Raw genomic sequence first — 25,966 nt, forward strand, 5'->3', positions numbered from 1 at the left:
GACGGGCACCTGCCGGCACCGGCCCGCCGGCGGCGACGAGGAGGCGCCCGTGCCCACGGCCCGCAGCTCGAACGGCGTGCGCACGCCGCCGATCACGACCGCCCGCCTCGCGAACGGGCTGCGCGCCGTGGTGGTGCCCGACCGGGCCACGCACGTCGCGTGCGTCGCAGTCGTCTACGACGTCGGCATGCGCGCCGAGCCGCCGGGCCGCACCGGCTTCGCCCATCTCGTCGAGCACCTCATGTTCGCGGGCTCGCGCCGGGCCGCACCGGGGGGACACGCCCGGTTCGTGCAGGGCGTCGGCGGCACGTTCAACGGGTCCACCGCCGCGGACCGCACGTGCTTCCACCAGGTCGTGCCGCCGGCCGCCGTCGAGCGCGTGCTCGCCCTCGAGGCGGACCGCATGGCCGGACCGGTGCTGACGCCGGACGCGCTCGCCGCCCAGCGCGCGGTCGTGCGCGAGGAGGTGCGCGGCAAGACGCTGCACCGCCCCTACGGCGGGTTCCCGCGCGTGCCCGTGTCGGCGCTGCTCTTCGACGAGTTCGCGTACGCCCACGACGGGTTCGGCTCCCTCGCCGACCTCGAGGCGGCGACCCTGGAGGACGCCGTGGCGTTCGTCGAGCAGCACTACCGGCCCCGTCACGCCGTCGTGGCCGTGGTCGGCGACGTCGACCCGGACGACGTGCTCGCCGCCGTGCAGCGGTGGTTCGGCGACCTGCCCGCGGGGGCGTCGGCGCCGGCCGCCCCGCGCGCACGGCCGGCGTCGCTCGCCGCGGACCGCACGGCCCGCTCGTGGGACCCGCTCGCGCCGGTCCCCGCCCTGGCGTGCGCCTGGCGCGTCCCCGACCCGGCCGACCTCGCCGCGTACCTGCCGTACGTGCTGCTGGCCGACCTGCTCGGCGACGGTGCCACGGGCCGGCTCGCCCGAGCCCTGGTCCGCCGCGCGGGCGTCGCCCACGCGGTCGGCGCGGGCCTCGACCTCGCGGGCGACCCGTTCGACGTGCGCGACCCCACCGGCCTCGTGGCGACCGCGTTCCTGCGGCCCGGTGCGGACCCGGCACACGCGCTGCGCCTGGTGGACGACGAGCTCGCCGCCGTCGCGGCCCACGGCGTGCCGGCGGACGAGCTCGAGCGGCTGCACGCGGTGGCGACCGCGCGCACGTGGGCGCGTGTCGAGCGTCCCGCACGCCGGGCGCTCGCGGTCGCGACCGCGCTGCTGCAGCGCGACCGGCCGTCGCTGCCGTGGGAGGTGCCGGGCCTGCTGGCGCAGGTCGGACCGGCCGACCTCCGCGCTGCGGCGGCCGACCTGGGCGCGGCTCCGCGCGCGGTGCACGTCGTGCTGCCCGGGGAGCCCGGTGCCGGACCCGGCTCCGCGCCGGACGCGACCGGACCGCGCGAGCGGACGTCCGCGGGGGCCGTCGCGTGACCGCCGGCGCCATGTCCCGGTCCGATCCGTCCACCGCTGCCCACCTCACCCCGGGCCCGGACCTCGCCGCACCCCTCGACCTGGCCGGCGCCCACGCTCGCACCGACGCCCCGCCGACCGTCCGCGTGCGCGCGGCCTCCGGGCTGGCGGTCGTCGCCGTCCGCCTCCCCACCGTGCCGCTCGTCGAGGTGCGTCTGCGGGTGCCGCTGCACGGCGCCGCGCCCGCGGGGGCCGTCCTGCTCGCGCACCTGCTCGCCCGGCCGGACCGCCCTGTGCCCGGCGGCACGCTGGCCGCGCAGGTCCAGCGGCTCGGCGGGCACGTCGCCGTCGGCGCGGACGCCGACGCGCTGCAGGTCTCCGCCGGCTGCCTGGCCGAGCACCTGCCGCGGCTGCTCGCGCTGCTGGCGCACGTGCTGGGCGAGGACGTGGCGCCGGACGGCGTGCCCGCGCCCGACCGCACCCAGGTCGCGCAGGTCGCGGCGATGGGGCGCGCGCAGCCGGCCCTGCGGGCCGTGGAGACGCTCAACCGGTCTGCGTACGGCGGCCGCCACCCGTACGGCCGGGCCGGCGCGGGGCCTGCCGAGGTGCTGGAGCTGCCGGCGCCCGAGGTGGAGGCCCTGCGCCGCGCGCGCGTGCTGCCCGGTGCGGCGACGCTCGTGCTCGTCGGGGACCTCGACCCGGACCGTGCGGCGGCCGCCGCGCAGGACGCGCTGCGGGGCTGGACGGGGACGCCGGCCGCCCCGCCCCTGCCGCCGGTGCCGCGCGACCTGTCCGGCCCCGTCGTGCTCGACCCCGTGCCGGGTGCGGTGCAGTCGTGCCTGCGGGCCGCGCTGCCCGTGGTCGGGCGCGCGCACCCGGACTACGCGGCGCTGCAGGTGGCCAACCTCGTCCTGGGCGGGTACTTCTCGTCGCGTCTCGTGCTCGACCTGCGCGAGCGCCGCGGCATCTGCTACGGCGCGCGCACGGCGTTCGTCCACGCCCACGCCGGCGCGCTGCTCGTGGCGTCGGTCGACGTCGGCCGGGACGCGACCGCAGAGGCCCTCGGCGCGCTGTGGGACCAGCTGGACGGCCTGCGGCGCCGCCCGCCGACGGCGCTCGAGCACGGGCACGCCCGCCGCCACGCGCTCGGGGCCCAGCAGCTCGCGGCGAGCACGCAGGGGTCGTACGCGGACCGCACGGTCGAGCTCGAGCACCAGGGGCTGGGCGCCGGCTGGGTGGCCGCGCACCTGGAGCAGCTCACCCGCGTGACCGCGCGGGACGTGGCCGCGGCCGTCGAGCGGCACCTCGACCCGGCACGGGCGGCGCTCGTGCTCACCGGCGACGCCGTGGTCGCCGCACCGCTGGCCCCGGTGGCCGCCGCGGTCGGCCGCGCGCTCCAGGTCCTGCCCGCGACCGGTACCGCCTGAGGCCGCCGCGCCGGGTCGCGTTCGCGGTCCGCCCCACGCGCCGGTCCCGCCTGCACGGCCCCGTACGCCGCCGCACCCCGACGCCCGGCGCCGGACACGCCACGGCCGGGCGGGGGCGTCGCCACCCGCCCGGCCGTGGGGGGATCAGCCGGCCAGGTAGTCCTGACGTGCGGCGATGAGCTCGCCGACGCCCATCTCACCGAAGCCGACGGAGGCCGTGGCGGCCTCCGCCTCGCTGTAGCCGAACACCATGTCCATCACCGCGTAGCCGGCCAGGACTCCCTGGAAGCCCGCCCAGGCGAGCGCCGGCGTGGCCAGCGTCGGGACGGTGCTCCTGGGCATCTCGAGCGGACGGACGACGTCGCCCTCGGTACCGCGGACGAGCCGGGTGGCGGCAGCCTCGATCGCGTTCATGCGTACTCCTCGTGGGTGGTGGGATGTGCACCGCCGACGCTAGGCAACGCGTCCCACGCCGACATCAACCGTTCTGCGGAGATCGTCGGCGGGCGCCCCACCGGCTGCCGAGGCGCGCCATGGTCGCCCAGTAGTCGTCCACGACGTAGGAGCCGAGCTCCGAGAGCTCGACCCACGTGCGCGGCCGGCGGTCGGCGTAGCCCTTCGTGATGGTGACGAGGCCCGCCGCCTCCAGGGTGAGCAGGTGGCTCGAGAGGTTGCCCTTGGACAGGCCGGTGGCCCGGTGCAGGTACACGAAGTCCGCCGCCTCGCACTCCGCGAGCGCCGACACCACGGCGAGCCGGGCCGGCTCGTGGACGAGCTTGTCGAGCCGGGCGAGCTCCGCGAAGGGCTCGCTCATGCCCCGGCCGCCGGGTGCGCGCCGAGCACCCGACGCAGGACGAGGTGGCACCACACGGCGATGACGACCTGCGCGAGCGCGACCGCCGTGAGGAGGACGGCCATCTGCGACAGCGGGTGCACGTCCGTGCCGGCCCAGCGCCCGAGCGGCAGCGCGGACGCGACGGCGCCCACGACGCCCGCCGTGATGAGCGGCGGCGCGAGCGGCCCGGCCCGCAGGCCCGCGACGACGACCACGGCGGAGACCACGAGCCCCTCCGGGCTGGCGTCCGTGCGCAGGTCGAGCAGGTGCACGACGAGCACGCCCGCGAGCGCGACGAACGAGACGAGCGCGTACCGCGACCCGACGCCGGCGTGCGGGCGCACCGACCCGTACCGCTCCCGGTACCGCCGGGCGGCGAGGGTTGCGAGGGCTGTGGCGAGGACGCCGAGGGCGACGACGCCGAACCGCCAGCCCGCGCCCTCGAGCACCGCGCCCGACGGCGTGGCGGCGAACATGAGCAGCGCGATCACGAGCATGCCGGGCGCGACGACCAGGCCCTGCAGCATCTCGTAGTGGGCGCTGACGAACCGCACGTCCTCGATGCGCTCGGCGGACACGTTCGACGTCATGGTGGCTCCCTCTGCTCGGCGTACCTCCAGCCTGCGCCGCGGACCGGTCCGTGCGGCAGACCCCTCGGTGCGGCCGACCGGGCATGGCCGGACGGGCAGGCTGCCGCGGACCGTCCGCACCTTCCGCACGCTCGCCGGCCTGCGGACGCTGGAGGTCCGCCCGCCGCCGGGCCGGCCGCGGCGACGCGCCGTGCGGCCGACACGGCCGACACGACAGGAGCACCGATGACCGCCACGTCGACCGTCACGCCCGCGCGGCGGGCCGTCCCGCCCCCGCTCGCCCCGCCGCCGCCGCTCACGCCGGACGACGAGCGGCGCGCCGGCGAGCTCATCAACTTCATGAGCGTGCTGCCGCAGGCGGCGCTGCGGGCGGTCGCGACGCTGCGGGTCGCCGACCTGGTCGCCGCGGGCGTCGACGAGGTCGGCGCGCTCGCGGCGCACGCGGGGGTGCAGCCGGACCGACTGCTGCGGGTGCTGCGCTACCTGGCCGTGCGCGGGTTCGTCGTCGAGGCCGCGCCCGGCCGGTTCGCGCTGACCGACCTCGGGCAGCTGCTGCGCGACGACCACCCGCTGGGCCTGCGGGCGCACTTCGACCTGCACGGCGTCACGCACCGCATGGAGCAGGCGTACGAGGGCCTGCTGGGCACGCTGTGCACGGGCGAGCCGGCGTACCGCGGCACCCACGGGCGCGACCTGTACGACGACGTCGAGGACGAGCCCGGGCGGACCGCGGCCTTCACGGCGCAGATGTCCTCCCGCGCGCAGCCGTCGGCGCGAGGGCTCGCTGCGCTGCCGGGCTGGGCGGACGGGCAGGACGTCGTCGACGTCGGCGGTGGCGACGGCGCCCACCTCGCCGAGCTGCTCACCGCGCACCCGCACCTGCGCGGCACGGTGGTCGACCTGCCCGCCACGTGCCGGCAGGCCGTGCGGCGGTTCGCGGCGCTGGGGCTCGGGGAGCGCGCGCGCACCGCCGCGGGCAGCTTCTTCGACCCGCTCCCCGCGGGGGCGGACGCGTACCTGCTGTGCAGCATCCTCATCGACTGGCCCGACGAGGACGCCGTGCGCGTGCTGACGCGCTGCGCCGAGGCGTGCCGGCCCGGCGGTGCCGTGCTCGTCGTCGACTGGCTCCGGGCCGAGGGTGCGAACCCCGTCGTCACCACGCACGTCGACCTGCACGAGATGGTGCTGGTCGGCGGGCGCGTGCGCACGCCGACCGAGGTCGCGGCGCTCGCCGCGCGCGCCGGCCTGCGGCACGTCGCCACGGCGCCGTGCGGGGCGGGGACCACGCTCCTCACGCTCGTCCCGGTGACCGACGGCGCGGCGGGCGACCCCCCGCGCTGAGCCGGTCCGCGCACGCCGCTGCGCCCCGGGTGGTGGGACCCGGGGCGCAGGTGCGTCAGGACCGGCGCGGCCGCCTCAGCCGCGCGCGCGGGCCCACGGCGTCGCCACGCCGGGTGCGGTCGGCGCGTCGGGGGGACCGGTCGGCGCGGGCTCGACGGCGTGGCTGCGCGCCCCCGCGGCGTCGGGCCCGGACAGCGCCGCAGCGGGCCACGGCACCGGCTCGGGACCCGCCGGGCACGTCACGTCCGCCCCCGGGCCGGATGCGTCGGCGGGCAGGGCGCCGTCGACGAGGTAGCGGACCACCACGGGGTCGACGCACGCGTCCCCGCGCACCAGGGAGACGCTGTGCTCGCGCCCGCCGTCGGACAGCACGAGCCGCGACGCCGGGAACGCGGCGTGCATCGCGAGCCCGCCGGACAGCCGCATGCCGGCGTCGTGGGTCGCGTGCACGACGAGCGCGGGCACCCGCCCGCCGTGCACCGCCACCGGGCGCGCCTTCACGGGCCACGCGACGCAGGGGGCGACGTACCAGACGTTGTTCCACGTCGCGAAGGGCGCCTGCGCGTGCGTCGCGGCCGCGTCCCGCCGCCAGCGGCGCCAGTCCCGGCTCCACCGGGCGTCGGTGCACTGCGCGGCGGTGTACGCCGCGTAGCTCGTGTCGTCCGGGTGGGCGCCGAAGTCCTGGTGCACGAGGCGCAGGAGCGTGGTGTCGCCGTGCACCGCGGCGTCCGCGAGCACCTGCCCGAGGATCGGCCAGAACGCCGTCTCCCAGCCGAGGTTGAGGAAGGTCGCCTCGAGCTCCCACGGCCCGACGACGCCGTCGACCGGCGCCTGCGCCGTCCGCGCGCGCAGCGCGTGGTACGCCGCGGCGACCTCGCCCTCCGTGCCGCCGAGGCCGTACGTCCCGTCGTGGCGCGCCGCCCACGCGAAGAACTCGTGCGCGCGGACGTCGAAGTCGCGGCTCTGGTCGAGGTAGTGCTGGTACAGGTCCCCGTCGGGCCGCAGGCTCGAGTCGAGCACGAGGCGGCCGACGGTGCGGGGGTGCAGCGTCGCGTACAGGGCGGCGACGTAGGCCCCGTACCCGTAGCCGGCGAGGTGCAGGGTGCGCTCGCCGAGCGCGCGGCGCACGACCTCGAGGTCCCGCGCCGCGTCCGCGGACGACAGGTGCGCCAGCAGGTCCCCGTGGGCGGCCGCGCACTCGCGGGCGTACCCGGCCGCGCCGGCCAGCATCGCGGCCTCCTGCGCAGGCCCCGCCGGGACGGGGTCGGGCTGCACCGGCGCCAGCTGGGCCGGGTCGCACGACAGCCTCGGCATGCTGCCGCCGACGCCGCGCGGGTCGACGCCGACGACGTCGTAGCGGGCCAGCACGTCGGGGGCGAGGCGCGCCGCGAGCATGCCCGCCGTCGACCGCCCGGGGATGCCCGGGCCGCCGGGCTGGACGACGAGCGAGCCGAGCCGCTGCCCCGCCGGCCCGTCGGCGGGCCGCCGCGCCACCGCGAGGGTCAGCCGCCGGCCGTGCGGGCGCCGGTGGTCGCGGGGCACCGCGACGTCCGCGCACTGCAGGCCGAGCGCGGCGAGGTCCGGCTCCACGCAGGCGCGCCACGCCACCGGCGCCGGCGCACCGGTGGCTGTCGCCGCGTCCGTGCGTGCCGCCGTGCCCGCCACGCCGGGCGGGGCGGTCAGCACCGTGACGACGACCGCGACGACGAGCGCCGCCACGGCGGACCGGGGCGCCCGGCCGCCGCGGCGGGGCCGCGTCACAGCTCCCCCACGAGCACGGGGTCGGCCGGGTCGACGGTGCCCGCGCGCACGTCGGCGGCCTCCGCGGCGGCCGGGTCGTCGACGCCCGGGATCTCGTACAGCGCGGACAGCGCGAGCGTGCCCGCGACCACCGCCACGAAGGCGTGCCGGGCCTCCGGGTACCGCTCGTGGAAGTCCGCCATCGCGCGTGCCTGCGCGAAGTAGTCCTCGCGGTCGCGGTCGGGGTCGTAGAAGAAGCGCACGTAGGACAGGAAGCTCGAGATCATCCGCCGGTACCCGGCGTCGTACGCGGCGACCGCCTGCGCCTCCAGGTCGGGCCGGCGCAGCGCCACGTCGACGGCCGCGGCCGCCGGGTCGGCCCCGAGGACCGCGAGGCACACGCCGCCCGAGAACAGGGGGTCGATGAACGCGCCGGCGTCGCCCGCGGCCAGCCAGCCCGGACCGGCGAACCGCTCCGAGCAGTACGACCAGTCGCGCGTCGTGCGGTACCCGGACACGCACTCCGCGCCCTCGAGGAGGTGCCGCAGCTCGCGCGTGCGCGCACGACGCGAGTCGAACAGCTCCTGCAGCCCCAGGCCCGTCTCCTGCAGGGTCGACGTCGGGGTCACGAACCCGACGCTCAGGCGGCTCGTGCGGTCGTCCACCGGGATCGCCCAGAACCACCCGTCGTCCACCCGCTCGACGAGGATGTTGCCCCGCTGGCCCTCGGGCAGCGGGCGGGTGCCCTCGAAGTAGGTCCAGTACGCGACGTTGCGCAGGTCCTCCTGCCACTGCACCTGGGTGAGGCGGCGCGTGAGGACCCGGGCCTGGCCGGACGCGTCGACGGTCAGGCGCGCCCGCAGGTCCTGCTCCACCCCGTCGACCGACGCCCGCACGCCCGTGACACGCCCGTCCTCGACCAGCGGTGCGCTCACGGTCGCCCGCTCGAGCACCCGCACGCCGAGCTCGCGGGCACGGTCCAGCAGCAGCGCGTCGAACTCGTCGCGCCGCACGTGGTAGCTCGACGGGTACGGGCCGCCCGCCTCGGCGAAGTCGACGTTCCACAGGTCGCGGTCGGCTCCCCACACGAGGCTCAGCCCGTTCTTGCGCGGGAAGCCGGCGGCGGCGACGCGGTCGAGCACACCCAGCCGGTCGAGCACGCCGAGCATCCCCGTGATGAGGGACTCACCGATGTGGTAGCGCGGGAACGTCTCGCGCTCGAGGAGCGTGACGGCGTGACCGCGCTGCGCGAGCAGGCCGGCCGTCGCGGAGCCGGCGGGACCGCCGCCGACCACGAGCACGTCGGTCGGCGCGGGCGTCCCGCCCGGGGTCGTGGGCACGGTCATGGGGTCCTCCTGGGGTCGGTGCGGGACGGGACGGACGGTGCGTGGTCCAGGCGGCATGCCACGGTGCCGCCCGGCATGCGGTGGCGGTGCCGGGCGACCACCCGGTACACGCCGGCGGCGAGCCAGCGCACGGGCGGGGCGCCGAGGACGGCGCCGGCCCCGCGCCACGCGGCGGCCCCCCGGCCGGTCGCCCGGCGCAGCAGACCGGCCGCCGCGAGGGCCCCGCCGGCCGGGCGCGCACCCGGGGCGAGCAGGACCATCTCCCGGTCCGTCCGCCCCGGGGCGAGGCCGAACGCGGCGTGGTCGACGACGTACGACGCGACGGGCGTCGCGTCCGGGCGGACGTGGTCGTCCGCCCACGTGACGGCGCGTGTGCAGAAGCCGCAGTCGGCGTCGTACACGAGCAGGGCGTGCCCGGGCGCGATCGGCGGGCCGACGAGCGGCCGGGCACCGGTGGTCGGGGTCACGGGTCTCCTCACAGCCGACCGACGGCGTCCCGGCCGTCGATCTCGGTCTCGTCGGTCTCCATGTCGAGCAGCCCGGTCCGGTAGGCGCGTACGACGGCGTCCGTGCGGTTCCGGGCGCCGAGCTTGCGCAGGATGCTCAGCACGTGCGTGCGCACCGTCGCCGGCGCGATGAACAGGCGCTCCGCGACCTGCGCGTTCGAGCGGCCCAGCGCCATGTGCCGCAGCACCTCGAGCTCGCGCTCGGTGAGCGGCACCACCGGCCCGGGCACGGTCGGGCGCGTCGCGAGCCGGGTCACACCGGCCAGGAGCACGGGCGGCACGAACGGGTGCCCGGCGGCCACCGCGCGCACGGCCGTCACGACCTCCTCGCGCGGTGCGCCCGTGAGCACGAACCCGCGCACGCCGGCTCGGAACAGCTCGACGACCTGCGCGAGCGTGCCCGTCTGCGACGCGGCGACGACCACCACGCCCGCGCCCGCCTGCTGCGTGAGCCACCGGTGCAGCAGGTCGTGGCCGAGGGCACCGGCCACGGCGTGCAGCACGTGCACCACCGGGCCGGCGCCCACCGGCACGCAGGGCGTGCCGAAGGGCCGGGTCAGGACGGCGTCGATCCCCTCGGCACCCGTGAGGGCGGCCGTGAGGCGCGCCTGCCACACGTCGTCCTGCGGACCGGTGCGCAGCAGGACCACGGTCGTCATGCCGGGCCCCGGCCGATCGCGCTCACGGCAGCGGGTGCAGGTTCGAGAGGAAGAGCAGCAGCGGTGCGTCGCTCTCCTCGTGGCCGGTCGACCGGGCGATGAGGAACTGCGTGCGCCGGGCACCGGGCGGGTGCTCGCGCCCGTGCGTCGCGTAGTTCAGCAGCACCAGGTAGGTGATCGTGACCTGCAGGTCCTCCTTCTTCTGCAGGACCTTCGAGTCGAGCACGCGGATGATCTCGCCGATCGCGTCCATGACGACCTTCTCGGCGCGGCGGTCCGGGTGCCACAGGATCTGGCTGACGCGACGCTGCTCGGCCGGGAAGCACTCCTTCCACGGCGTGAGCGACCCGTCCGCGAGCTGGTCGCGGTAGAGCAGGTGCGTGTCGTGCACGCCCGGGTTGGGCGCGAAGAACCGCCACTCCGGCAGGACGATCCCCCAGCCGTCGAGCTTGTCCAGCGCCTTGAGACGACGGGTCGGCTCCTGCTTGACGACGCTCGCGAGGAACCACGACCCGAGCAGGGTGACGACGGCGCCCAGGCGCACGTCCGCGGCGGACGGTCGCAGCGCGCTCACCGGGCCACCTCCTCGGCCACGCCGACGGCCACGGGTGCCGGCGTCACGGCCGGCCCCTCCGCGCCGGGAGGCTCCGGCGGCGACGCGAGCGGCCGGCCCGTGCGCACCGCCGCCAGCACGTCGCGCACCGCGCCGACGACCGCGGCGGCGTGCTGCGCGTCGGTCAGCAGGCTGAAGTGGTCCGCGCCCGCGACGACCCGCACGTCGTGGTCGTCGGACAGCGCGGCGATCTCGCGCTGCAGGACGAGGTGCACGGGGTCCTCCGTCAACGTCCGCTCGGCGACCAGGACGCACACGGGCACGTCGCGCCGCAGCACGGACGTGCGCACCTCGTCGTTGACGAGTCGCGTCCATGCCTCGAACTCGGCGATCGCCGCCGTCCACGTCCGCCGCGCGCGGGACGCCGCCACGCCCGACGCGGCACGCTCCGGCGGGAGGCCCGCGAGGTTGAGCCGCTCCGCGGTGGCGGTGCGGCGCAGCAGCCCGACGGCGGCCCGCAGCTCCGCGTCGCGCAGGTGCTGCTCCACGCCGGTGAGCCCCAGCTGCTGGCGCGGGGAGCGCGTGAGCTGGTCGGGGTGCGACACGTCGGCGAGCACGAGGCCCGCCACCTCGTCGGGGTGCGCGGAGGCGAAGTGCCGCGCCAGCAGGCCCCCGTAGGAGTGCGCGACCAGCACGTACGGCGGCGCGTGCCCGGCGGCGGCCAGGGCGGCCCGCAGCTCGGCCACGCTGCTCGCGGCCGTGCGCGGCCGGGGGCTGGGCGACGACCTCCCGAGCCCGGCACGGTCGTAGGCCACCACGGGCGCGTCCGCGCCCACGGCGTCCTGCACCCACGACCAGATCTCCAGCGGGCACGCCATGCCGTTCTCCAGGACCACGGTGGGGCCCGGCAGCCCCGCACCCCGCTCCTCGACGTGCAGGCGCACGCCGTCCGCGTCCACGAACCGCCCCGGCGGCGGGTACCGGCGACGGTCCCGCCGTGTGCCGACGGCCTCGGCCGCGGCCCCGGCGGCGGCGAGCGCGCCCGTCGCGACGGCCACGGCCGCCAGGCCTCCCCAGAACTGCGTCTCCCTCATCGGACCCCCTCCGTGACGGCGTCCTCGCCGGCCGCGGGGTCGCAGCCGGCGTCGATCAGCTGGTGCCGCACCAGGCGGCGGTACGTGTCGTCCGCGAGCAGCTCCGCATGGGTGCCGCTCGCGCGCACCCGCCCGCCGTCCAGCACGTGGATCCGGTCGGCCTCGACGACGGTCGAGAGCCGGTGCGCGACCACGACGACGGCCCGCTCCCGAGCGACCTCGTGCACCGCGCGGCGCAGTGCCGCCTCGCTGTCGGCGTCGAGGTGCGCCGTGGCCTCGTCGAGCAGCAGCACGTCCGGCCGCAGCAGCAGCATCCGCGCGACCGCGACGCGCTGACGCTGCCCGCCGGACAGCGCGGCGCCGCGCTCCCCCACCTCGGTGCGGTCACCCTCCGGCAGCGACCGGACCCAGTCGGTGAGGTCGGCCCGCGCCAGCGCCTCGGCGATCGCGTCGTCGTCCGCGTCCGGCGCGGCCAGCAGGACGTTCTCCCGGATGGACGCGTCGAGGACGGCAGCGTCCTGCTCGACCAGCGCGACGCGGCGGCGCAGCGTGCCCAGCGGCAGCTCGCGCACGTCGCGGCCGTCGAGCAGGATGCGCCCGGCGTCGGCCTCCCAGAGCCGCGTCAGCAGCGCGAGCAGCGTGGACTTGCCCGACCCGGACGCCCCCACGAGGGCGGTGACGCCGCGCGCCGGCACGTCGAGGTCGAGGCCGTCCAGCACCGGCCGGTCCGGCTCGTAGCCGAACGTCAGCCCCCGCACCCGCAGCACCGCGTCCGCGCCGGCGTCGGCCGGGGGCGCCGGCGGCACCGGCGCGCCGGCGGCCGCCGCCTCGTCGGGGAGCGCCAGCACGTCCGCGACGCGGGCCGCGGCGGCCATGCCCTGCTGCAGCTGCGCGAGCGCCCCGAACAGCGCCACCAGCGGCGAGATGAGGTAGAAGAGCAGCAGCAGGAACGACGCGAGGTCCCCGAGCGTGAGCGTCCCGGCCGCCATCCGGACGGCGCCCAGGGTGAACACGAGCGCGAAGGTGGCCTGCACGCCGCCGTTCGCGACGGGCGTCATGAGCGCCGCCAGGCGCAGCGAGCGCACGCCGCTGCGGTGCGCGGCCTCCGCGTGCCGGCCGATCCGCTCGGCCTCGCGGTCCTCCGCCCGGCTGAGCTTGAGCGTCGCCACCCCACCGAGCGCGCGCTGCAGGGCAGCGGACAGGTCGCCGACCCGCTCGAGCATGTCCTGCGTCGCTTCGCGGATGCGCCGCGAGACGAGCAGGGCGGCCCCGGCGGTGAGCGAGATGCACAGCACGAGCACGCCGGTGAGCACGGGGTCGACCGCCACCATGAGACCCACGGCGCCGAGCACCGTGACGACGGACAGCACGAGCACCGCGAGCGCCTGCGTGAGGGACGTGCGCAGCGCCGAGGTGTCGGACACCAGCCGGCTGAGCGTGTCCCCCAGCCGGCGGCGCGCGTGCTCGGCCATGGGGGCGCGCAGCAGCGCGAGGGCCAGTCCGCGGCGCAGGTCGAGGACGACCCGGCTGCCGGAGACGCCGAGCACGTACGCCTGCACGCCGAGCAGCACGGCCTCGAGCAGGAAGACGCCGACCAGTGTGGCGGCCGTGGCGGTGCGCGCTCCGCCCTCCTGCACCTCGCCGACCACCCGGCCGATGAGCACCGGCTGGCTGAGCGATGCGGCCGCCGCGAGGACGCCGATCGCGACGGCGCCCAGGAGCGCGCGCAGGCGCGGCCGCAGCAGCGCCAGCACGAGCGCGCCCGGGCCGGCCTGGGCACCTCCGGGCGGCGCGGGCGGAGGAGTCCCGGGCGCAGGCGGGGCGGGCGGGGTTCCGGGCGCCCGGGCGGCGCCGGCCGGGACGTCGGCGCGGGCGGCACCCGCGCCGGCCACGGCGGTCACCGCTCCCGCAGGCGGCGCAGCGCGCCACCCACCCGCAGCGCGAGGTCCCGCGGGTCGTCCGGCGACAGGTGCCGCGCGCACGCGACCACGGCCGGGTACGTGCCGACGAACGCCCAGACGAAGCGGTTGAGCCCCATGAACGCGGCGTTGCCGAGGTGGAACGACGCCCCGAGGCCGAGCAGCCCCCAGCCCGACGCCTTCGGCGCGACGAGCACGAGCGGCAGGACGACCTCGCCGGCGATGACCGCCCAGCCCGCGACGGTCGACAGTGCGCGGCGGTCCTTGAGCAGCTCGTACACGCGGCGGTCGCCGTAGACCTTGGTGCGGAAGATGCCGGGCATCGCGAGCCCCGTGCGCCAGGACGGACCCGCGGCCTTCGCGAGGCCCGCCGCGAGGTACGACAGCGTCGTCTGCCCCGCGAGGAACCAGGCGACCGCCTGACGCACGCGCTCGTCGGCGGGCAGCACCCGCGCGACGAACAGCGACGCGTACGTCAGCAGCGTCATGTGGTCCGTGCCGTCGGTGCCGTACCGGATCCGGTAGTGCAGCGCGTACGTGGTCGCGGACAGGTACCCGACCGCGATCGTGCGGGCCCGCGCCGGGGACGCGGGGTTGAGCAGCACGAGGGCGGCCAGCAGGCGCAGCGCGAAGATCACGTGGATGCCGGGCGGCTTCGCCAGCACGTTCAGTGCGTCGGCGCGCCGGCGGGACGCCGCCTTCATGCGCGTGCGCTCCACGTCCCAGCTGAGCAGCCCTTTGTCGCCCAGCTGGCCGGGACGCGCGAGATATTCCAGCGCGGTCAGCGCGATTCCCACGGAGGTGATCGTCTCGACCTGTTTCAGCGCACGCTCGAAAGGCGCGACGGAATTGGCTGCCATGAGCCCCCCGCTCGTCGTGACGCCGGCGGTCACCGGCGGCCGCGACCATCGTGCGCGTTCCCGGGAATTACCACCAATGCCCCTGCGGCGGCTTGCCCGGCTACGGCCGCCGTAGCCGATCGGGCAGGGGGCCGCGCACCGCCCGACCTCGGTACCCCGACGCACGGCCGGGACCCGTGGTGCGAGGGCCCGCACGCCGGCGCCGGCGCGCACGCCCGGTGCCACGCGGGGCCGGCGCGCGGCGCTCCCGACCGGACGCAGCACGACGTGGGCCGCACGGGACGTTCCCGTGCGACCCACGTCGTGGTAGGTCAGAGGCGCCGTACGGACCGACGGCGATCCGGTCAGCCGCGCAGCAGCTCCGCGCGGCCGTGCAGCAGCTCGTCGGCCGACAGGTCGGCACCGTTGTCCTCGACCATGGTGACGAAGGCCGCCTCCACCGACGTGCAGCCGTTCTTGTAGCAGTGGTACGCGGCGCCGGCCGCCATCCCCGCCGCCCACGCGACGGCCACGGGGGTCAGCACGGGAGCGGCCACGGCCACCGGCTCGAGCGGCGCGATCACCGCCTCGCCCTCCGCCGGGACGAGACGCTGCGCGGCATTCTCGATGCTGTTCATGTTTTCCTCCACGGGGTCGGTTCCGCCGGCGCCTCGTGCTCCGGCGAGAACGACGCTACGAGCGCGTCCCGACCGCGGCATCCACCATTGTGCTGGAACACGCGCGCGCATTTGCGAGCGCCTGCACGTCTACCTTTCCGTGGTCCGTGACGGGCAGCCGGTCGTGCCGCACGACCCGGTCCGGGACGAGGTGGCGCGGCACCGCGGCGGCCAGGTGACGGACCACGTCGCCGGGCGCCAGCGCGGCGCCGGGCACGGTCGCGTAGTCGGCGGCGAGCAGGGCCGTGCCGTCGGGCGCCGCGACCACGTGCACGACGGCCTGCAGCACGTCGGGGTGCGCCCGCAGCACGGCCTCCGGCTCGCCCAGCTCGACCCGGAACCCACGCAGCTGCACCTGGCGGTCGCGGCGGCCGAGCACGTGCAGCTCGCCGTCCGCGTCGAGCAGGCCCCAGTCGCCGCTGCGGTAGGCGCGGCCGCGCGGACCGTCGACGAACCGCTCGCGGTCCAGCTCGGGGCGGTCGAGGTAGCCGTGCGCCACCGACGCGCCCGCGACGAGCAGCTCGCCCGGGGTGCCGGGTGGCACGGGCGTCAGGTGCTCGTCGACGACCGTGACGTCGAGGTGGTCCAGCGGCCGGCCGGCCGGCGTGGCGCCCGGCACGACGGCCCGCTCGCCGCCCGTCAGGTAGCGGTGCGTGACGTGCACCGTGGTCTCGGTGATCCCGTACATGTTCGACACCCGCGCCGCGGGAGCGGCACCCAGGCGCCGCCAGCGCGCCACCGCGTCGAGGTCGACGGCCTCCCCGCCGAGCACGACGTGGCGCAGGTCGGGCAGCGGGCGCGGGGCGTCGACGAGCGCGCCGACCAGGTGCCCGAACACCGTCGGCACGAGGTTGAGGACGCTGACCTGCTCGGCCACGAGCAGGTCAGCCAGCGCGCCCAGGTCCCGCGTGAGCGCGCGCGGCACGACGACGGCCTGGCCGCCGGACAGGAGCGACCCGAACATCTCCCACACCGAGAAGTCGAAGGACGCGGAGTGGAAGAGCGTCCAGACGTCGTCCTCGCCGGTGTCGAGCCGCCCGGCGCACGCGTCGAGGAGCGCCAGCACGTGGGCGTGGCCGACGAGGACGCCCTTCGGCCGGCCCGTCGAGCCCGACGTGTGGATGACGTAGCAGGTGTCGTCCGGCACGCGGTGCGGCGGTCCCGCGTCCGCCGACGCGCACGGGTGCACCCGCGGACGGCCCGCGGCGTCCGGGACCACCACGACGGCCAGGCGCGCGTCCTGCTCCACGAGCTCGCGGCGCGCCGGCGGGTACGTCGGGTCGACCGGCACGTAGGCGCACCCGTGGCCGAGCACGCCCAGCAGCGCGGCCACGAGGCCCGCACCCCGGGGCATGCGCACGCCGACGAGCGATCCCGGCGCCACGCCCGCGGCGGCGAGACCGGCGGTGACGTCGGCCGCGTCGGCCGCGAGCTCGGCGTAGGTGAGCCAGCGCGTCCCGTCGACCAGCGCGACCGCGTCGGGGCGGCGCGCCACGACCGCGGCGAACCGTGCGTCGACGCGGTCGGCCGACCCCGTCACCGCGCACCCGCCGGGGCCGGGGTCACGAACCCCGCGTCGGCGAGGTGGCGCAGGTAGCGGCCCACGAGTTCGGCGTCGACGGGGACGCCGGCCGCGTCGGGCCCGGCCAGGCGAACCGCCTCGTCGGTGGCGTACCGCCCCTCGCGCCGCCCCGCGTGCAGGTCCGCGAGCCACGGCTCGAGCACGGCCAGCACCATCGCCCACGTCGAGCCCGGGTCGTCCGCGGCGAGCCGGCGCAGGCCGCCCGCCCACGGGTCCAGCGGCACCGTACGGGCCGGCACGCCGAGGTCGCCCAGCGCCTCGGCCAGGACGGGGAAGGTGAAGCGGGACCGGCTCGCGACGGTGAGCCACCGGCCGGTGGACGCCGCCGACGCACCGGCGGCGACGACCGCGCGGGCCGCGACGTCCACGGGCATGAGGTCGATCTCGGCCTCCGTGTCGGGGACCTCGCCCAGCGCGACGCACGCGCGCAGCACCTGGCTCAGCACGTCGCCCAGCTTCCAGCGGCCCGTCACGCTGTCGCCCGCCATGCGGCCCAGCCGGTGCACGGTCACGGGCAGCCCTCGGTCGTGCGCGAGGCCCACCACCTGCTCGGCGACCCACTTGGACTGCTCATACCCGTTCTCCAGCCCCGGCGGGACCGGCCCGAGCCGGCCCTCCGGATGGTCCGCGCCGCCCGGCTGCCACCCGCCGTGCACCGCCGTGGACGACACGTGGTGCACCCGGGCGCCCCCGAGCGCCGCGAGGCGCAGCACCTCGACCACCCCCTGCACGTTGGTCGGGGCGAGCCGGCGGTACGGCGGGAGGAAGTTGACCGACGCGCCCGCGTGCAGCACGTCGTCGACGCGCCGCGCGAGCGTGCGGAACGTCTCCTCGTCGAGGCCGAGCAGCGGGCGCGCGAGGTTGCCGCTCACCACCTCGACGCGGTCCGCCGCGTCCTCGTCGCCGCCGGACGCCGCGAGCGCGGCCAGCACCCGCTCGCGGCCCGCGTCGGCACGCCCGCGCACGAGGCAGACGACGTGCGCGGGCGTGCCGCGCAGCAGCGCCGCGAGCAGTGCCGCACCGACCGTGCCCGTGGCGCCGGTGAGGAGCACCCCGCCCCGGAACCCCGGGCGCGGGTCGGCCGCGCCGGCCGCGGCGCGCCGCACGTCGTCGTCGAGGCGGACGTGCGCCGTCAGGTCGGACGCGGGGCCGTGCGGCTGGTCGGGAGCCCGGTCGGCCCGGTGGCCGGACGTGCGCGCCGGCGCGGTGCCGGACCCGCCCGCCGCGCCGGCCGGGGCGTCGGCGGGCGCCGCGGCCGCGGCCAGCAGCGCGTCGACCGTGCGCGCCAGCCCGGCGACCGTCGGCCGCTCGAACAGCACCCGCAGCGGCACGTCGACGCCCAACCGCCGGGCCAGGCGGTTGACGACACGCGTGCCGAGCAGCGAGTGCAGACCGAGCTCGAGCAGGTCCTGCCCGCGGCCGAGTGCGGGCTGGTCGAGGAGCTCGGCGAGGACCGCCGCGACCTCCGTCTCCGTCCCGGCGCGCGGGGCGGCCTCCGGCGGGCCGTCGACGGCGTCCGCAGACGACCCTGCGGCGGGGTCCGGCACCGTCAGGTCGGGCACGTCGCCGAGCAGCCCTCGCAGCGCCGCGACCGTGACCCGCCCGTCGTGCGCGCCCGCGTCCGCCAGCGCGTCCACGACCCGCACGGTCGCCTCGAGCAGGGCCCGCGCGGCGCCCGCACCCACCCGGCGCGTGTCGTGCACGAGGCGGAGCGGCAGGTCGCCCGGCGGGACCACCAGGCTCAGGGGCACGTGGGGGCGGCTGTCCATCGCGACGCCGACGAGCCGCGGCCCGTGCGCGCCCAGGTCGACGGCGGGCAGCGGGACGTTCATGTGCTCGACGAGGGTCTCGACCAGCTCGGCGCCGGCGGGCGTGCCCGCCACGCGCTGCACGTCGGCGAGCGGCACGTCGAGGTGGTCCCGCACGCGCTGCACCGTCGCCTGGACGCCCGCCAGCCAGTCGTCGACCGGCGCGTCGTCGCTCACGTGCACGCGCACGGGGACGGTCGCGAGCAGGCAGCCCACGACGCCCTCGACACCGGAGACGTCGGCGGGGCGGTGCGCGAACGTGGTGCCCGCAGCGACGTCGTCCCGTCCGGTCGCCGCCGCCAGGACCAGCGACCACGACGCCTGCACCACGCTGTGCCGGCTGACGCGCGCGCGCCGCGCCGCCCGGTCGAGGCGCTCGGCCACCGCGCCGGCGTCGACCTCGACGAGGCCGTGCGGCAGGTCGCCCGCGGCCTCGCCCGCGTCGGCGCTCCGCACGGGCGGCGGTGGCACCCAGCCGGCCGTCTCGGCGCGCCAGAACGCGAGCTCGTCCGGGTCGCCGGCCCGCCGCGCCCACCGCTCGACGTAGGGGCGCAGCGGCGGCGCGGGCGGCAGCACCGGCACGCGGCCGGCCGCGAGCGCGCGGTACGCCGCGACGAACTCGCCGCACAGCACGCCGACCGACCAGCCGTCGACGACGAGGTGCGACATGCGCAGCGCGACGACGTGCGCGTCGTCGCCGTGGTGCACGAGCGCGACGCGCAGCAGCGGCGGCCGCTCGAGGTCGAGGCCCGCCCGGCGCTCCGTGTCGAGCAGGTCACGCAGCCGCCGCTCGACCTCCGCGGGCGGCGCGCCGCGCCAGTCGAGCTCCTCGTGCGGGAGCACCACGCCCCGGCGGACGACCTGGACGGGCACGCGCACGTCGCGCCAGTGCACACCCGTGCGCAGCGACGGGTGGCGGTCGACGACGAGCTGCCACGCGTCCCAGAACGCCGCGCCGTCCAACGGGCCGGCCAGGCGCAGGAGCGTCTGCTCGACGTAGGCGCCGTCCTGCGGCGCGCGCAGGCCGTGCACCAGCATCCCGCGCGGCACCGGTGCGAGCTCGTAGATGTCCTCGACGTCGATCATGCGCTCACCTCGGCGACGGGCCCACCGACGCGCAGGGCGTCGGCGAGCGTGCGGAGCAGGCCCTCGCGGGAGGGCCGCAGGAAGAAGTGGTCCCCCGGGAGCAGGTGGCGCCGGAAGGGCCCGGTGGTGGCCGCGGCCCACGCGTCGAGCGCGGCGGCGGTGACGCTGCGGTCGGCGGTGCCGCCCAGGGCCGTGACCGGGCAGCCGACGCCCGGGCCGTCGCGCCACAGGTAGGAGTCGGCGACAGCGAAGTCCGCGCGGAGGACGGGCTCCATGAGCGCCATGAACCCCAGGTCGTCGAGCAGCTCGCGGGGCGTGCCGTTGAGGCGCGCGAGCCGGTGGCGGAACCGCTCGGGCGACAGCTGCGCCACCTGCACGACCGGCCCGGGCCAGCGCGGCCCCCGCATCGCGGCGACGACGAGGTGCTCCGGCCGCAGCCCGTGCGCGTGCTCGAGCGCCCGGGCCAGCTCGAACGCCAGCACCGCGCCGTAGCTGTAGCCGAGCACCGCGAAGGGCGCGGGCCCGTGCGCGACGCGGTCCCGCAGCACGGAGCCCACGACGTCGCGCACCACCGGCTCCAGGCGGTCGAGGGGCTCCTCGCGCAGGCGGGAACCACGGCCCGGCAGCTCGAGCGGGACGACGTCGACGCGGGGTGCCAGGTCGGGCCCCCAGTCCGCGAACACCCGGCCCGACCCTCCCGCGTAGGGGAGGCAGTACAGGCGCAGGGGGGTCACCGCGCACCGCCCAGCAGCACCGACGCGAGCGTGCGCAGCTGCATGTTCGTCGTCCCCTCGTAGATGGTGCCGACCTTCGCGTCGCGGTAGAGCCGCTCGACGGGGTGGGCGTCGGTGAAGCCCGCGCCGCCCAGCGTCTCGACCGCCTGCGACGCGGCCCGCTCCGCCACCTGCGAGGCGAGCAGCTTGGCCGTCGCGGCTGCCGCCATGCGCTCCGCGGGATCGGGGTGCTCCATGAGCGCGACGCCGTCGTGCACGAGCAGGCGCACCGCGCGCACCTCGGCGGCCAGCTGGGCGAGCGGGAACTGCACGCCCTGGAACGTGCCGACGGGCACGCCGAACTGGCGGCGCTCCTGCGCGTAGGCGACCGCCGCGGCGAGCGCGCCCTCGGCGAGCCCGAGCAGCTGGGCAGCGATGCCGAGCTTGCCGATGTTGAGCGTCTCGACGGTCACGTGCTCGCCGTCGCCCACGCCGCCGAGCACCTGCTCGCGGCCCACGCGCACGTCATCGAGCACGACGTCGCACGTCGAGCTCGCGCGGATGCCGAGCGTGCGCACCGGCGGCTGCACCGACACGCCCGGCCGGTCGCGGTCCACGAGGAACGCCGTGGTGCGCCGGGCGCCGCCCCCGTCGGCCGCGTCGGGCCCGTCCAGGACCGCGGCGAACACCACCAGGACCCCGGCCTCCCGCGCGCTCGTCGTCCACGCCTTGCGTCCCGTCAGCCGGTAGCCGTCGCCGTCCGGGACCGCGACGGTGGTCAGCGCGAACGCGTCGCTGCCGGACCCCGGCTCGGACAGCGCGTACGCGCCCACCGTGCCGGTCGCCAGCCGCGGCAGGTACCGCCGCCGCTGGTCGCCCGTCCCGTGCCGCAGCAGCGCCGCCGCGACGAGCGCGTTCTGCACGTCGACGAAGACCCCGACGGCCGGGTCGACGCGGCTGATCTCCTCGATGGCCACGACCACGTCGAGGAGGTCGCCCCCGTGCCCGCCGTACACGCGCGGCACCTCGACCGCCAGGAGGCCCGCCCGGACCAGCTCCGGCAGCAGGTCGGGGTCGATGCGCGCCTGCGCGTCCATGGCGGCCGAGCGCGGCGCCACGTGCGTGCGGGCGAACGTGCGCACGTGCGTCCGCCAGGCATCCCGTCCGGGCGGCAGCACGCTGAGCGACGCCAGCGGAGCCGCGGGTGCGGGTGCCGCGGCCCGCGTGGGCCCGGCGACGACGGTGACGACCGGCGCGCTCACCGCGCACCGTCCTGCGTGAGCGCGGCCAGCAGGCCGGTGAGCTCGTCGTCGTCGAGGCCCGACATCGGGAAGTCGCCGGCCGTGACGCCCGCCGTCCCGTCCGCCGCCGTGCAGCCCGCCGCGAGGTCGGTCAGCGCCGCGGCCAGCGCGGACGCGGCGGCGCCGGCCGCGTCGACGTCGGCGGCGGCCACCGAGAGCCGCAGGCCGTGGCCCGTCAGCACCGCCGTCACCACCACCGGGTGGGTGCGGACCGCGCCGGGCAGCACGTCGAGCACCGGTCCCGCGGTGGCGTCCGAGGCATCCGGGGCGGCTGAGCCGGGCGCGCCTGCGCCCGTCAGCCCGCGCCCGTCCACGACCCGCAGCAGCACGTCGCCGGGCGGGTCCCCGGCCGCGCCGGCCGCCGCGACGGCCGCCCGTGCGCGGTGCTTGGCCGCGGCGAGCCACCCTGCGACGTCGGGGCCGTCGCCCGCACCCGGGTCGCCGCCGGCAGGCACGGCCGCCGTCCAGCCGAACGGCCCCGCGGTGCGGTGCAACGCGCCGGCCGGCACCGCGTCGCGCCCGTCGACCACGAGGTCGACGCGGAGGCCCGCACCCAGTCGGTCGACCGCCGCGAGAAGGACGTGCGTGGGCTCCGCGCGGTGCGCCGCCCACGCGCCGTCGAGGAGGGCGGCGCTCGCGTCGGCCTCCCACCCGACGCTCGCCACGGCTGTCGCGTCCGCGCCGACGGGCAGCGGGTGCCGCGGCACGTCCGGCAGCGCGCCCGCCCAGGACGTGAACGCGTCCTCGGGCAGCGCCGGGACGACCTGCTCGCCGCGGACCAGCGTCACGACGGTCCGCGCGAGCGCGTCGGCCAACAGGCGGCACGACGGCGCGTCGACCACCAGCTCGCTGAGCACCCACACCAGCGACCGGCCCTGCGACCCGCGGTCGAGCAGCACGAGCTTCGTGGCGGGGCCGTGCACGGTGTCCAGCTCGTCGTGCAGCTGCGCGACGACCTCCTCGGCCGCTGCGGGGCGAGCCTGCGGGTCGAGGACGCCGAGCTCGACGAGCGCCACGTAGTCGTCCTCGTCGGCCGCGGGTGCGACCGCCTGCCGGGCTCCGTCCCCGTCGGCCACCACGCGCAGGCGCAGCGCGTCGTGCGCGTCGAGCAGGTGGCGGAACGCCGCGCGGGCGACGTCGGGGCAGACGTCGGCCGACACCGGCAGCTCCACCCGGAACGCCCCGGGCGCCGTCCCGCCGGACGCGCCCGCCAGGACGGCGTCCTGCAGCGGCGTGAGCGCCACCGTGCCGCCGCCGCAGGCGGCCGCACCGTGCCGGGCCCGCTCCTCGACGAGCACGCCGAGCTCGGCGATCGACGTCGCCTCGAACAGGTCGTGCAGCACGACCGGCACGCCCTCGCGGCTCGCCCGGTTGACCACCCGGACGCCCGCGATGGAGTCCCCGCCGAGGTCGAAGAAGCTCGCGTACGGGTCGACCTCGGCCGCGCCCAGCACCTCCCGCGCCAGCTCGGCGATCCGGAGCGCGGCGGGCGTCAGGTCGGGCCGCACGGCCGGCGCCGCCGGCGCACCCCCGCCCGCGACGAGCGCCGCCAGGCGGCTGCGGTCGACCTTGCCGTTCGCGCTGAGCGGCAGGGCGTCGAGGACCTCGAGCGCGCCGGGCACCATGTAGTGCGGCAGCACGGTCGCGACGTGCGCGAGCACGCCGGCCGCGACCGCCGGCGGGTCGGCGTCCGGTCCGCCGGCGTCCGGGGCGAGGACGACGCCGGCGACCAGGCGCCGGTGGTGCCGCTCGCCGACGGCGGCCGCGACCGCGCCCAGCACCGCGGGGTGCCGCTGCAGCACGGCCTCGATCTCGCCGAGCTCGATGCGGTACCCGCCGACCTTGACCTGGAGGTCGACGCGGCCGAGGAACTCCAGCGTGCCGTCCGGCCCGCGTCGCGCCAGGTCGCCCGTGCGGTACAGCCGCCGGCCCGTCACCGGGTGCGTGACGAACGCTGCGGCGGTGCGCTCCGGGTCGTCCCAGTACCCGTCGGCGAGGCCGGTGCCGCCGATGTACAGGTCGCCGGTCACCTCGACCGGGCACTCCTGCATCCGGTCGTCGAGCACATGCAGGGTCTGGTTGCGCAGCGGCCGGCCGTACGGGATCGAGTCCCACGCGGGGTCGACCTCGTCGACCTCGTGCAGGACCGACCAGATGCCTGCCTCCGTCGCCCCGCCCAGGCTCACCACGCGGCACGCCGGCGCGACCGCGCGGAGCCGGTCCGGCAGGTCCACGGGGATCCAGTCGCCGCTGAGCAGCGACAGCCGCAGGCCCCCGAGGCCGGCGTCGGCACCGCCCTCCACGTGCTCCACGAGCATCTGCATGAGCGCGGGCACCGAGTTCCACAGCGTCACGCCGTGCGTGCGCACCAGCTCGAGCCAGCGGGCCGGGTCCCGGCGCGCCGCCGGCTCCGGCAGCACGAGCGTGCCGCCGGCACCGAGCACGCCGAACACGTCCCACACCGACAGGTCGAACCCGAGGGACGACAGGCCCAGCACCGCGTCGCCCGGGCCGACGCCGAAGCGCTCGTCCACGTCGACGCACGTGTTGACCGCCGCGCGGTGCGAGACCACGACGCCCTTCGGCAGGCCCGTGGAGCCGGACGTGTAGATGACGTACGCCGTGTCGCCCGGCTCCACCAGCGCACGGGGCGCGTCGTGGCGCCGGGGGGCCCCGGCGCCTGCGAGCACGGGCACGGCCGTCACACCGGCGGGCCGCGCACGGTCGTCGTCCTGCGCGACGACGACGACGCGGCAGCCGCCCAGGCCGACCACCTGGTCCTGGCGTGCGGCCGGTGCGCTCGCGTCGACCGGCAGGTACGCGGCGCCGGTGAGCAGCACCGCGAGCGCGGCGACCACCTGCTCGGCGGACTTGTCCACCGTCACGGCGACCCGCTGCCCCGGCCCGACCCCCAGGTCGCGCAGCTGCCAGGCGAGGCCGCACGCGCGCTCGTGCAGGTCGCGGTACGTCACGGGACCGGCGGCGTCGACGACCGCGACGGCCTCCGGCGTGCGGACGGCGTGGTCGATCAGGCGGGTGTGCAGCAGCCCGTCCGGCACGGTCCCGGCCGTCGCGTTGGCGGCCTCGACGACCTCCCGGTCCCCCGCCGGCAGCAGGTCCGGCGCCGCGTCCCACGCGCCGCCGTCCGGGTCGCCGAGCGCCTCCAGCAAGGCGCGGTACGCCGCGAACATCGCGTCGACGACGCCCTCGCGGAACAGGCCGTCGACCGCCGGGAACCCGACGACGAGGCCCGCCTCGACCTCGAGCGCCGCGGCGTCGAGCCACACCTGCGGAGTCTGGATGATCTCGTGCGCCAGGTCGCCGAGCCAGTCGACCATCGACGTGCGGTCCTCGCCGACGCTGTTGACGAGCGTGCTGGTGAAGACGACGGGCATGAGCGCGCCGGACCCGTCGCCGCGGACCCGCGCGAGCTCGCGGAGCACCTCCACGCCGTTGACCCAGCGGTGCTCGAGGTCCTGCCAGCTCTGCTCCTGCAGGGCGCGCGCGACCTGCAGGACGGTCGGACGGTCGGCCAGGTCCACGGGCAGCAGCCCGAACGACGCGAACCCGCCGGCGATCTGCTCGACGTCCTCGTGCACGGGCAGGCGCACGTTGCTCGTCACGTTGAGCGTGAACGCCGCCGTGCGGCTCCACCGCCCGAGCACCAGCGCGTACGACGCGAGCAGCACCGTCGAGGGCGTCAGCCCGTGCCGCGCGGCGCGCGCGGTGACGCGGTCCCAGACCTCCCGCTGGATGCGCGCGGTGCGCGGGCTGAACCGCGGCGTGCGCACCTCCTCGGGCGCCACGGCCAGCGGCAGGTCGGGCGCCGGCGGCAGCTGCGCGACGCGCTCGCGCCAGTACGCCAGGCTGCGCCGGTACCGCTCGGTCTCCTTCATGCGCGCCGACGCGAGCTGGTAGTCGCGGAAGGACAGGCCGAGGGCCGGCAGCTCGCGCGCCGGGTCCTCGTACATCGCGCGCCAGTCGCGCAGCAGGATGCGGACGCTGCCCATGTCGGCCATGACGAGCTCGAAGCCGAGGAAGAGGCGCGTCACCCCGCCGGGCAGCTGCACCGCGCGCACGTCGAACAGCGGCCACCGGTCGAGCGGGCGCATCTCGTGCGACAGGGCGGTGCGCATGTCCGCGAGGTGCTGCTCGCGCTCGGCGGCGGGCACGTCACGCAGGTCGGTGACGCCGATGCGGTACGGCTCGACGTGCGGCAGCACCTGCTGCAGGCCGTCCTCCCGGATCACCGCGCGCAGCATCGCGTGCCGGTCGACCAGCCGGTGCAGCGCCGCCTCGAGCCGCGGCAGGTCGAGCGTCGTGCCGTCGACCTCCCAGTACATGTGCGCGCCGACCTCGCCGAGGGCGAACGTGCTCATCCGGCCGAGCCACTGCACCTGCTGGATCTCGCTGAGCGGGAACGCCTCGTGCAGGTGCTCGGGGTCGGGCACGGCGCGCGGCAGGTCGTCCGCGTCCTCGTCGGCGCCCGCGGCCGCGTCGCCCGGGGCGCGTCCCCCGAGCTCCTCGACGAGCGCCGCGACGGCC

20 protein-coding genes are annotated in these 25,966 nt (G+C 77.7%); 3 read left to right on the forward strand and 17 right to left on the reverse strand.

Annotated features, from left to right (window positions below):
• Window positions 1-49: 49 nt before the first annotated feature.
• Both E5225_RS16785 and E5225_RS16790 read left to right on the forward strand, forming a co-directional pair.
• Window positions 50-1,426 (forward strand): M16 family metallopeptidase, encoded by a 1,377-nt coding sequence (locus tag E5225_RS16785; protein ID WP_135974994.1) that lies wholly within the window; start codon window positions 50-52, stop codon window positions 1,424-1,426.
• Between the two features lie 11 nt (window positions 1,427-1,437).
• Window positions 1,438-2,832, forward strand: a complete 1,395-nt coding sequence (locus tag E5225_RS16790; protein ID WP_135974996.1) for a M16 family metallopeptidase — start codon at window positions 1,438-1,440, stop codon at window positions 2,830-2,832.
• A gap of 144 nt (window positions 2,833-2,976) precedes the next feature.
• On the opposite strand, the gene E5225_RS16795 is transcribed toward E5225_RS16790, so the two are convergent.
• From E5225_RS16795 to E5225_RS16805, 3 genes are all read right to left on the reverse strand, one after another.
• The gene (locus tag E5225_RS16795) at window positions 2,977-3,246 is read right to left on the reverse strand and encodes a hypothetical protein (protein WP_135974998.1); all 270 of its coding nucleotides are present in this window, start codon (window positions 3,244-3,246) and stop codon (window positions 2,977-2,979) included.
• 64 nt (window positions 3,247-3,310) lie between these two features.
• Window positions 3,311-3,646: a transcriptional regulator gene (locus tag E5225_RS16800; RefSeq protein ID WP_135975000.1), complete on the reverse strand. Its 336-nt coding sequence runs from the start codon at window positions 3,644-3,646 to the stop codon at window positions 3,311-3,313.
• Window positions 3,643-4,257, reverse strand: coding sequence for a hypothetical protein (locus tag E5225_RS16805; protein WP_135975002.1), 615 nt, complete (start codon window positions 4,255-4,257; stop codon window positions 3,643-3,645). The genes E5225_RS16800 and E5225_RS16805 overlap by 4 nt, the downstream gene beginning before the upstream one ends.
• A gap of 225 nt (window positions 4,258-4,482) precedes the next feature.
• Between E5225_RS16805 and E5225_RS16810 the strand changes: the two genes are divergently transcribed.
• A complete protein-coding gene (locus E5225_RS16810; RefSeq protein ID WP_135975004.1) occupies window positions 4,483-5,598 on the forward strand; it encodes a methyltransferase in 1,116 nt (371 codons plus the stop codon).
• A 75-nt stretch (window positions 5,599-5,673) separates the two neighbouring features.
• Here E5225_RS16810 and E5225_RS16815 read toward each other — a convergent pair whose 3' ends face one another.
• The 14 genes from E5225_RS16815 to E5225_RS18310 form a co-directional block, all read right to left on the reverse strand.
• Window positions 5,674-7,359 (reverse strand): alpha/beta fold hydrolase, encoded by a 1,686-nt coding sequence (locus E5225_RS16815; RefSeq protein WP_208012617.1) that lies wholly within the window; start codon window positions 7,357-7,359, stop codon window positions 5,674-5,676.
• A complete protein-coding gene (locus E5225_RS16820) occupies window positions 7,356-8,684 on the reverse strand; it encodes an NAD(P)/FAD-dependent oxidoreductase (RefSeq protein WP_135975007.1) in 1,329 nt (442 codons plus the stop codon). Before E5225_RS16820 ends, E5225_RS16815 begins: the two co-directional genes overlap by 4 nt.
• On the reverse strand, window positions 8,681-9,151 hold the full coding sequence (locus tag E5225_RS16825) for a thiol-disulfide oxidoreductase DCC family protein (protein WP_208543834.1): 471 nt from the start codon (window positions 9,149-9,151) through the stop codon (window positions 8,681-8,683). Before E5225_RS16825 ends, E5225_RS16820 begins: the two co-directional genes overlap by 4 nt.
• Before the next feature lie 8 nt (window positions 9,152-9,159).
• Entirely contained in the window at window positions 9,160-9,849 is a 690-nt protein-coding gene (locus E5225_RS16830; RefSeq protein WP_135975507.1) for a helix-turn-helix transcriptional regulator, read from the reverse strand.
• 22 nt (window positions 9,850-9,871) lie between these two features.
• Window positions 9,872-10,423, reverse strand: coding sequence for a hypothetical protein (locus tag E5225_RS16835; RefSeq protein ID WP_135975509.1), 552 nt, complete (start codon window positions 10,421-10,423; stop codon window positions 9,872-9,874).
• Window positions 10,420-11,496, reverse strand: coding sequence for an alpha/beta fold hydrolase (locus E5225_RS16840; protein WP_135975511.1), 1,077 nt, complete (start codon window positions 11,494-11,496; stop codon window positions 10,420-10,422). Before E5225_RS16840 ends, E5225_RS16835 begins: the two co-directional genes overlap by 4 nt.
• A complete protein-coding gene (locus E5225_RS16845) occupies window positions 11,493-13,388 on the reverse strand; it encodes an ABC transporter ATP-binding protein (protein WP_167306028.1) in 1,896 nt (631 codons plus the stop codon). Before E5225_RS16845 ends, E5225_RS16840 begins: the two co-directional genes overlap by 4 nt.
• A 5-nt stretch (window positions 13,389-13,393) precedes the next feature.
• The gene (locus E5225_RS17640; RefSeq protein ID WP_135975530.1) at window positions 13,394-14,212 is read right to left on the reverse strand and encodes a hypothetical protein; all 819 of its coding nucleotides are present in this window, start codon (window positions 14,210-14,212) and stop codon (window positions 13,394-13,396) included.
• A 407-nt stretch (window positions 14,213-14,619) separates the two neighbouring features.
• Entirely contained in the window at window positions 14,620-14,892 is a 273-nt protein-coding gene (locus tag E5225_RS16850) for a hypothetical protein (RefSeq protein WP_135975532.1), read from the reverse strand.
• A 55-nt stretch (window positions 14,893-14,947) separates the two neighbouring features.
• Complete coding sequence (locus tag E5225_RS16855) at window positions 14,948-16,471, reverse strand: amino acid adenylation domain-containing protein (protein WP_135975534.1); 1,524 nt, start codon at window positions 16,469-16,471, stop codon at window positions 14,948-14,950.
• Window positions 16,468-19,407 (reverse strand): thioester reductase domain-containing protein, encoded by a 2,940-nt coding sequence (locus E5225_RS16860; RefSeq protein ID WP_136225527.1) that lies wholly within the window; start codon window positions 19,405-19,407, stop codon window positions 16,468-16,470. Before E5225_RS16860 ends, E5225_RS16855 begins: the two co-directional genes overlap by 4 nt.
• Complete coding sequence (locus E5225_RS16865) at window positions 19,404-20,141, reverse strand: thioesterase II family protein (protein ID WP_135973116.1); 738 nt, start codon at window positions 20,139-20,141, stop codon at window positions 19,404-19,406. The genes E5225_RS16860 and E5225_RS16865 overlap by 4 nt, the downstream gene beginning before the upstream one ends.
• Window positions 20,138-21,382, reverse strand: coding sequence for an acyl-CoA dehydrogenase family protein (locus E5225_RS16870; RefSeq protein ID WP_208012512.1), 1,245 nt, complete (start codon window positions 21,380-21,382; stop codon window positions 20,138-20,140). Before E5225_RS16870 ends, E5225_RS16865 begins: the two co-directional genes overlap by 4 nt.
• A complete protein-coding gene (locus E5225_RS18310; protein ID WP_482764123.1) occupies window positions 21,379-25,872 on the reverse strand; it encodes a non-ribosomal peptide synthetase in 4,494 nt (1,497 codons plus the stop codon). Before E5225_RS18310 ends, E5225_RS16870 begins: the two co-directional genes overlap by 4 nt.
• Window positions 25,873-25,966: the final 94 nt, after the last annotated feature.

The organism is Cellulomonas shaoxiangyii (assembly GCF_004798685.1).
GTDB lineage: Bacteria > Actinomycetota > Actinomycetes > Actinomycetales > Cellulomonadaceae > Cellulomonas > Cellulomonas shaoxiangyii.

What these genes read in the sequence shown, in the direction of transcription:
- E5225_RS16790 (WP_135974996.1), top strand. Translation starts at nt 1,438, where the DNA reads ATGTCCCGGTCCGATCCGTCCACCGCTGCCCACCTCACCCCGGGCCCG.
- E5225_RS16795 (WP_135974998.1), bottom strand. Translation starts at nt 3,246, where the DNA reads ATGAACGCGATCGAGGCTGCCGCCACCCGGCTCGTCCGCGGTACCGAG.
- E5225_RS16800 (WP_135975000.1), bottom strand. Translation starts at nt 3,646, where the DNA reads ATGAGCGAGCCCTTCGCGGAGCTCGCCCGGCTCGACAAGCTCGTCCAC.
- E5225_RS16805 (WP_135975002.1), bottom strand. Translation starts at nt 4,257, where the DNA reads ATGACGTCGAACGTGTCCGCCGAGCGCATCGAGGACGTGCGGTTCGTC.
- E5225_RS16810 (WP_135975004.1), top strand. Translation starts at nt 4,483, where the DNA reads ATGACCGCCACGTCGACCGTCACGCCCGCGCGGCGGGCCGTCCCGCCC.
- E5225_RS16820 (WP_135975007.1), bottom strand. Translation starts at nt 8,684, where the DNA reads ATGACCGTGCCCACGACCCCGGGCGGGACGCCCGCGCCGACCGACGTG.
- E5225_RS16830 (WP_135975507.1), bottom strand. Translation starts at nt 9,849, where the DNA reads ATGACGACCGTGGTCCTGCTGCGCACCGGTCCGCAGGACGACGTGTGG.
- E5225_RS16840 (WP_135975511.1), bottom strand. Translation starts at nt 11,496, where the DNA reads ATGAGGGAGACGCAGTTCTGGGGAGGCCTGGCGGCCGTGGCCGTCGCG.
- E5225_RS16850 (WP_135975532.1), bottom strand. Translation starts at nt 14,892, where the DNA reads ATGAACAGCATCGAGAATGCCGCGCAGCGTCTCGTCCCGGCGGAGGGC.
- E5225_RS16860 (WP_136225527.1), bottom strand. Translation starts at nt 19,407, where the DNA reads ATGATCGACGTCGAGGACATCTACGAGCTCGCACCGGTGCCGCGCGGG.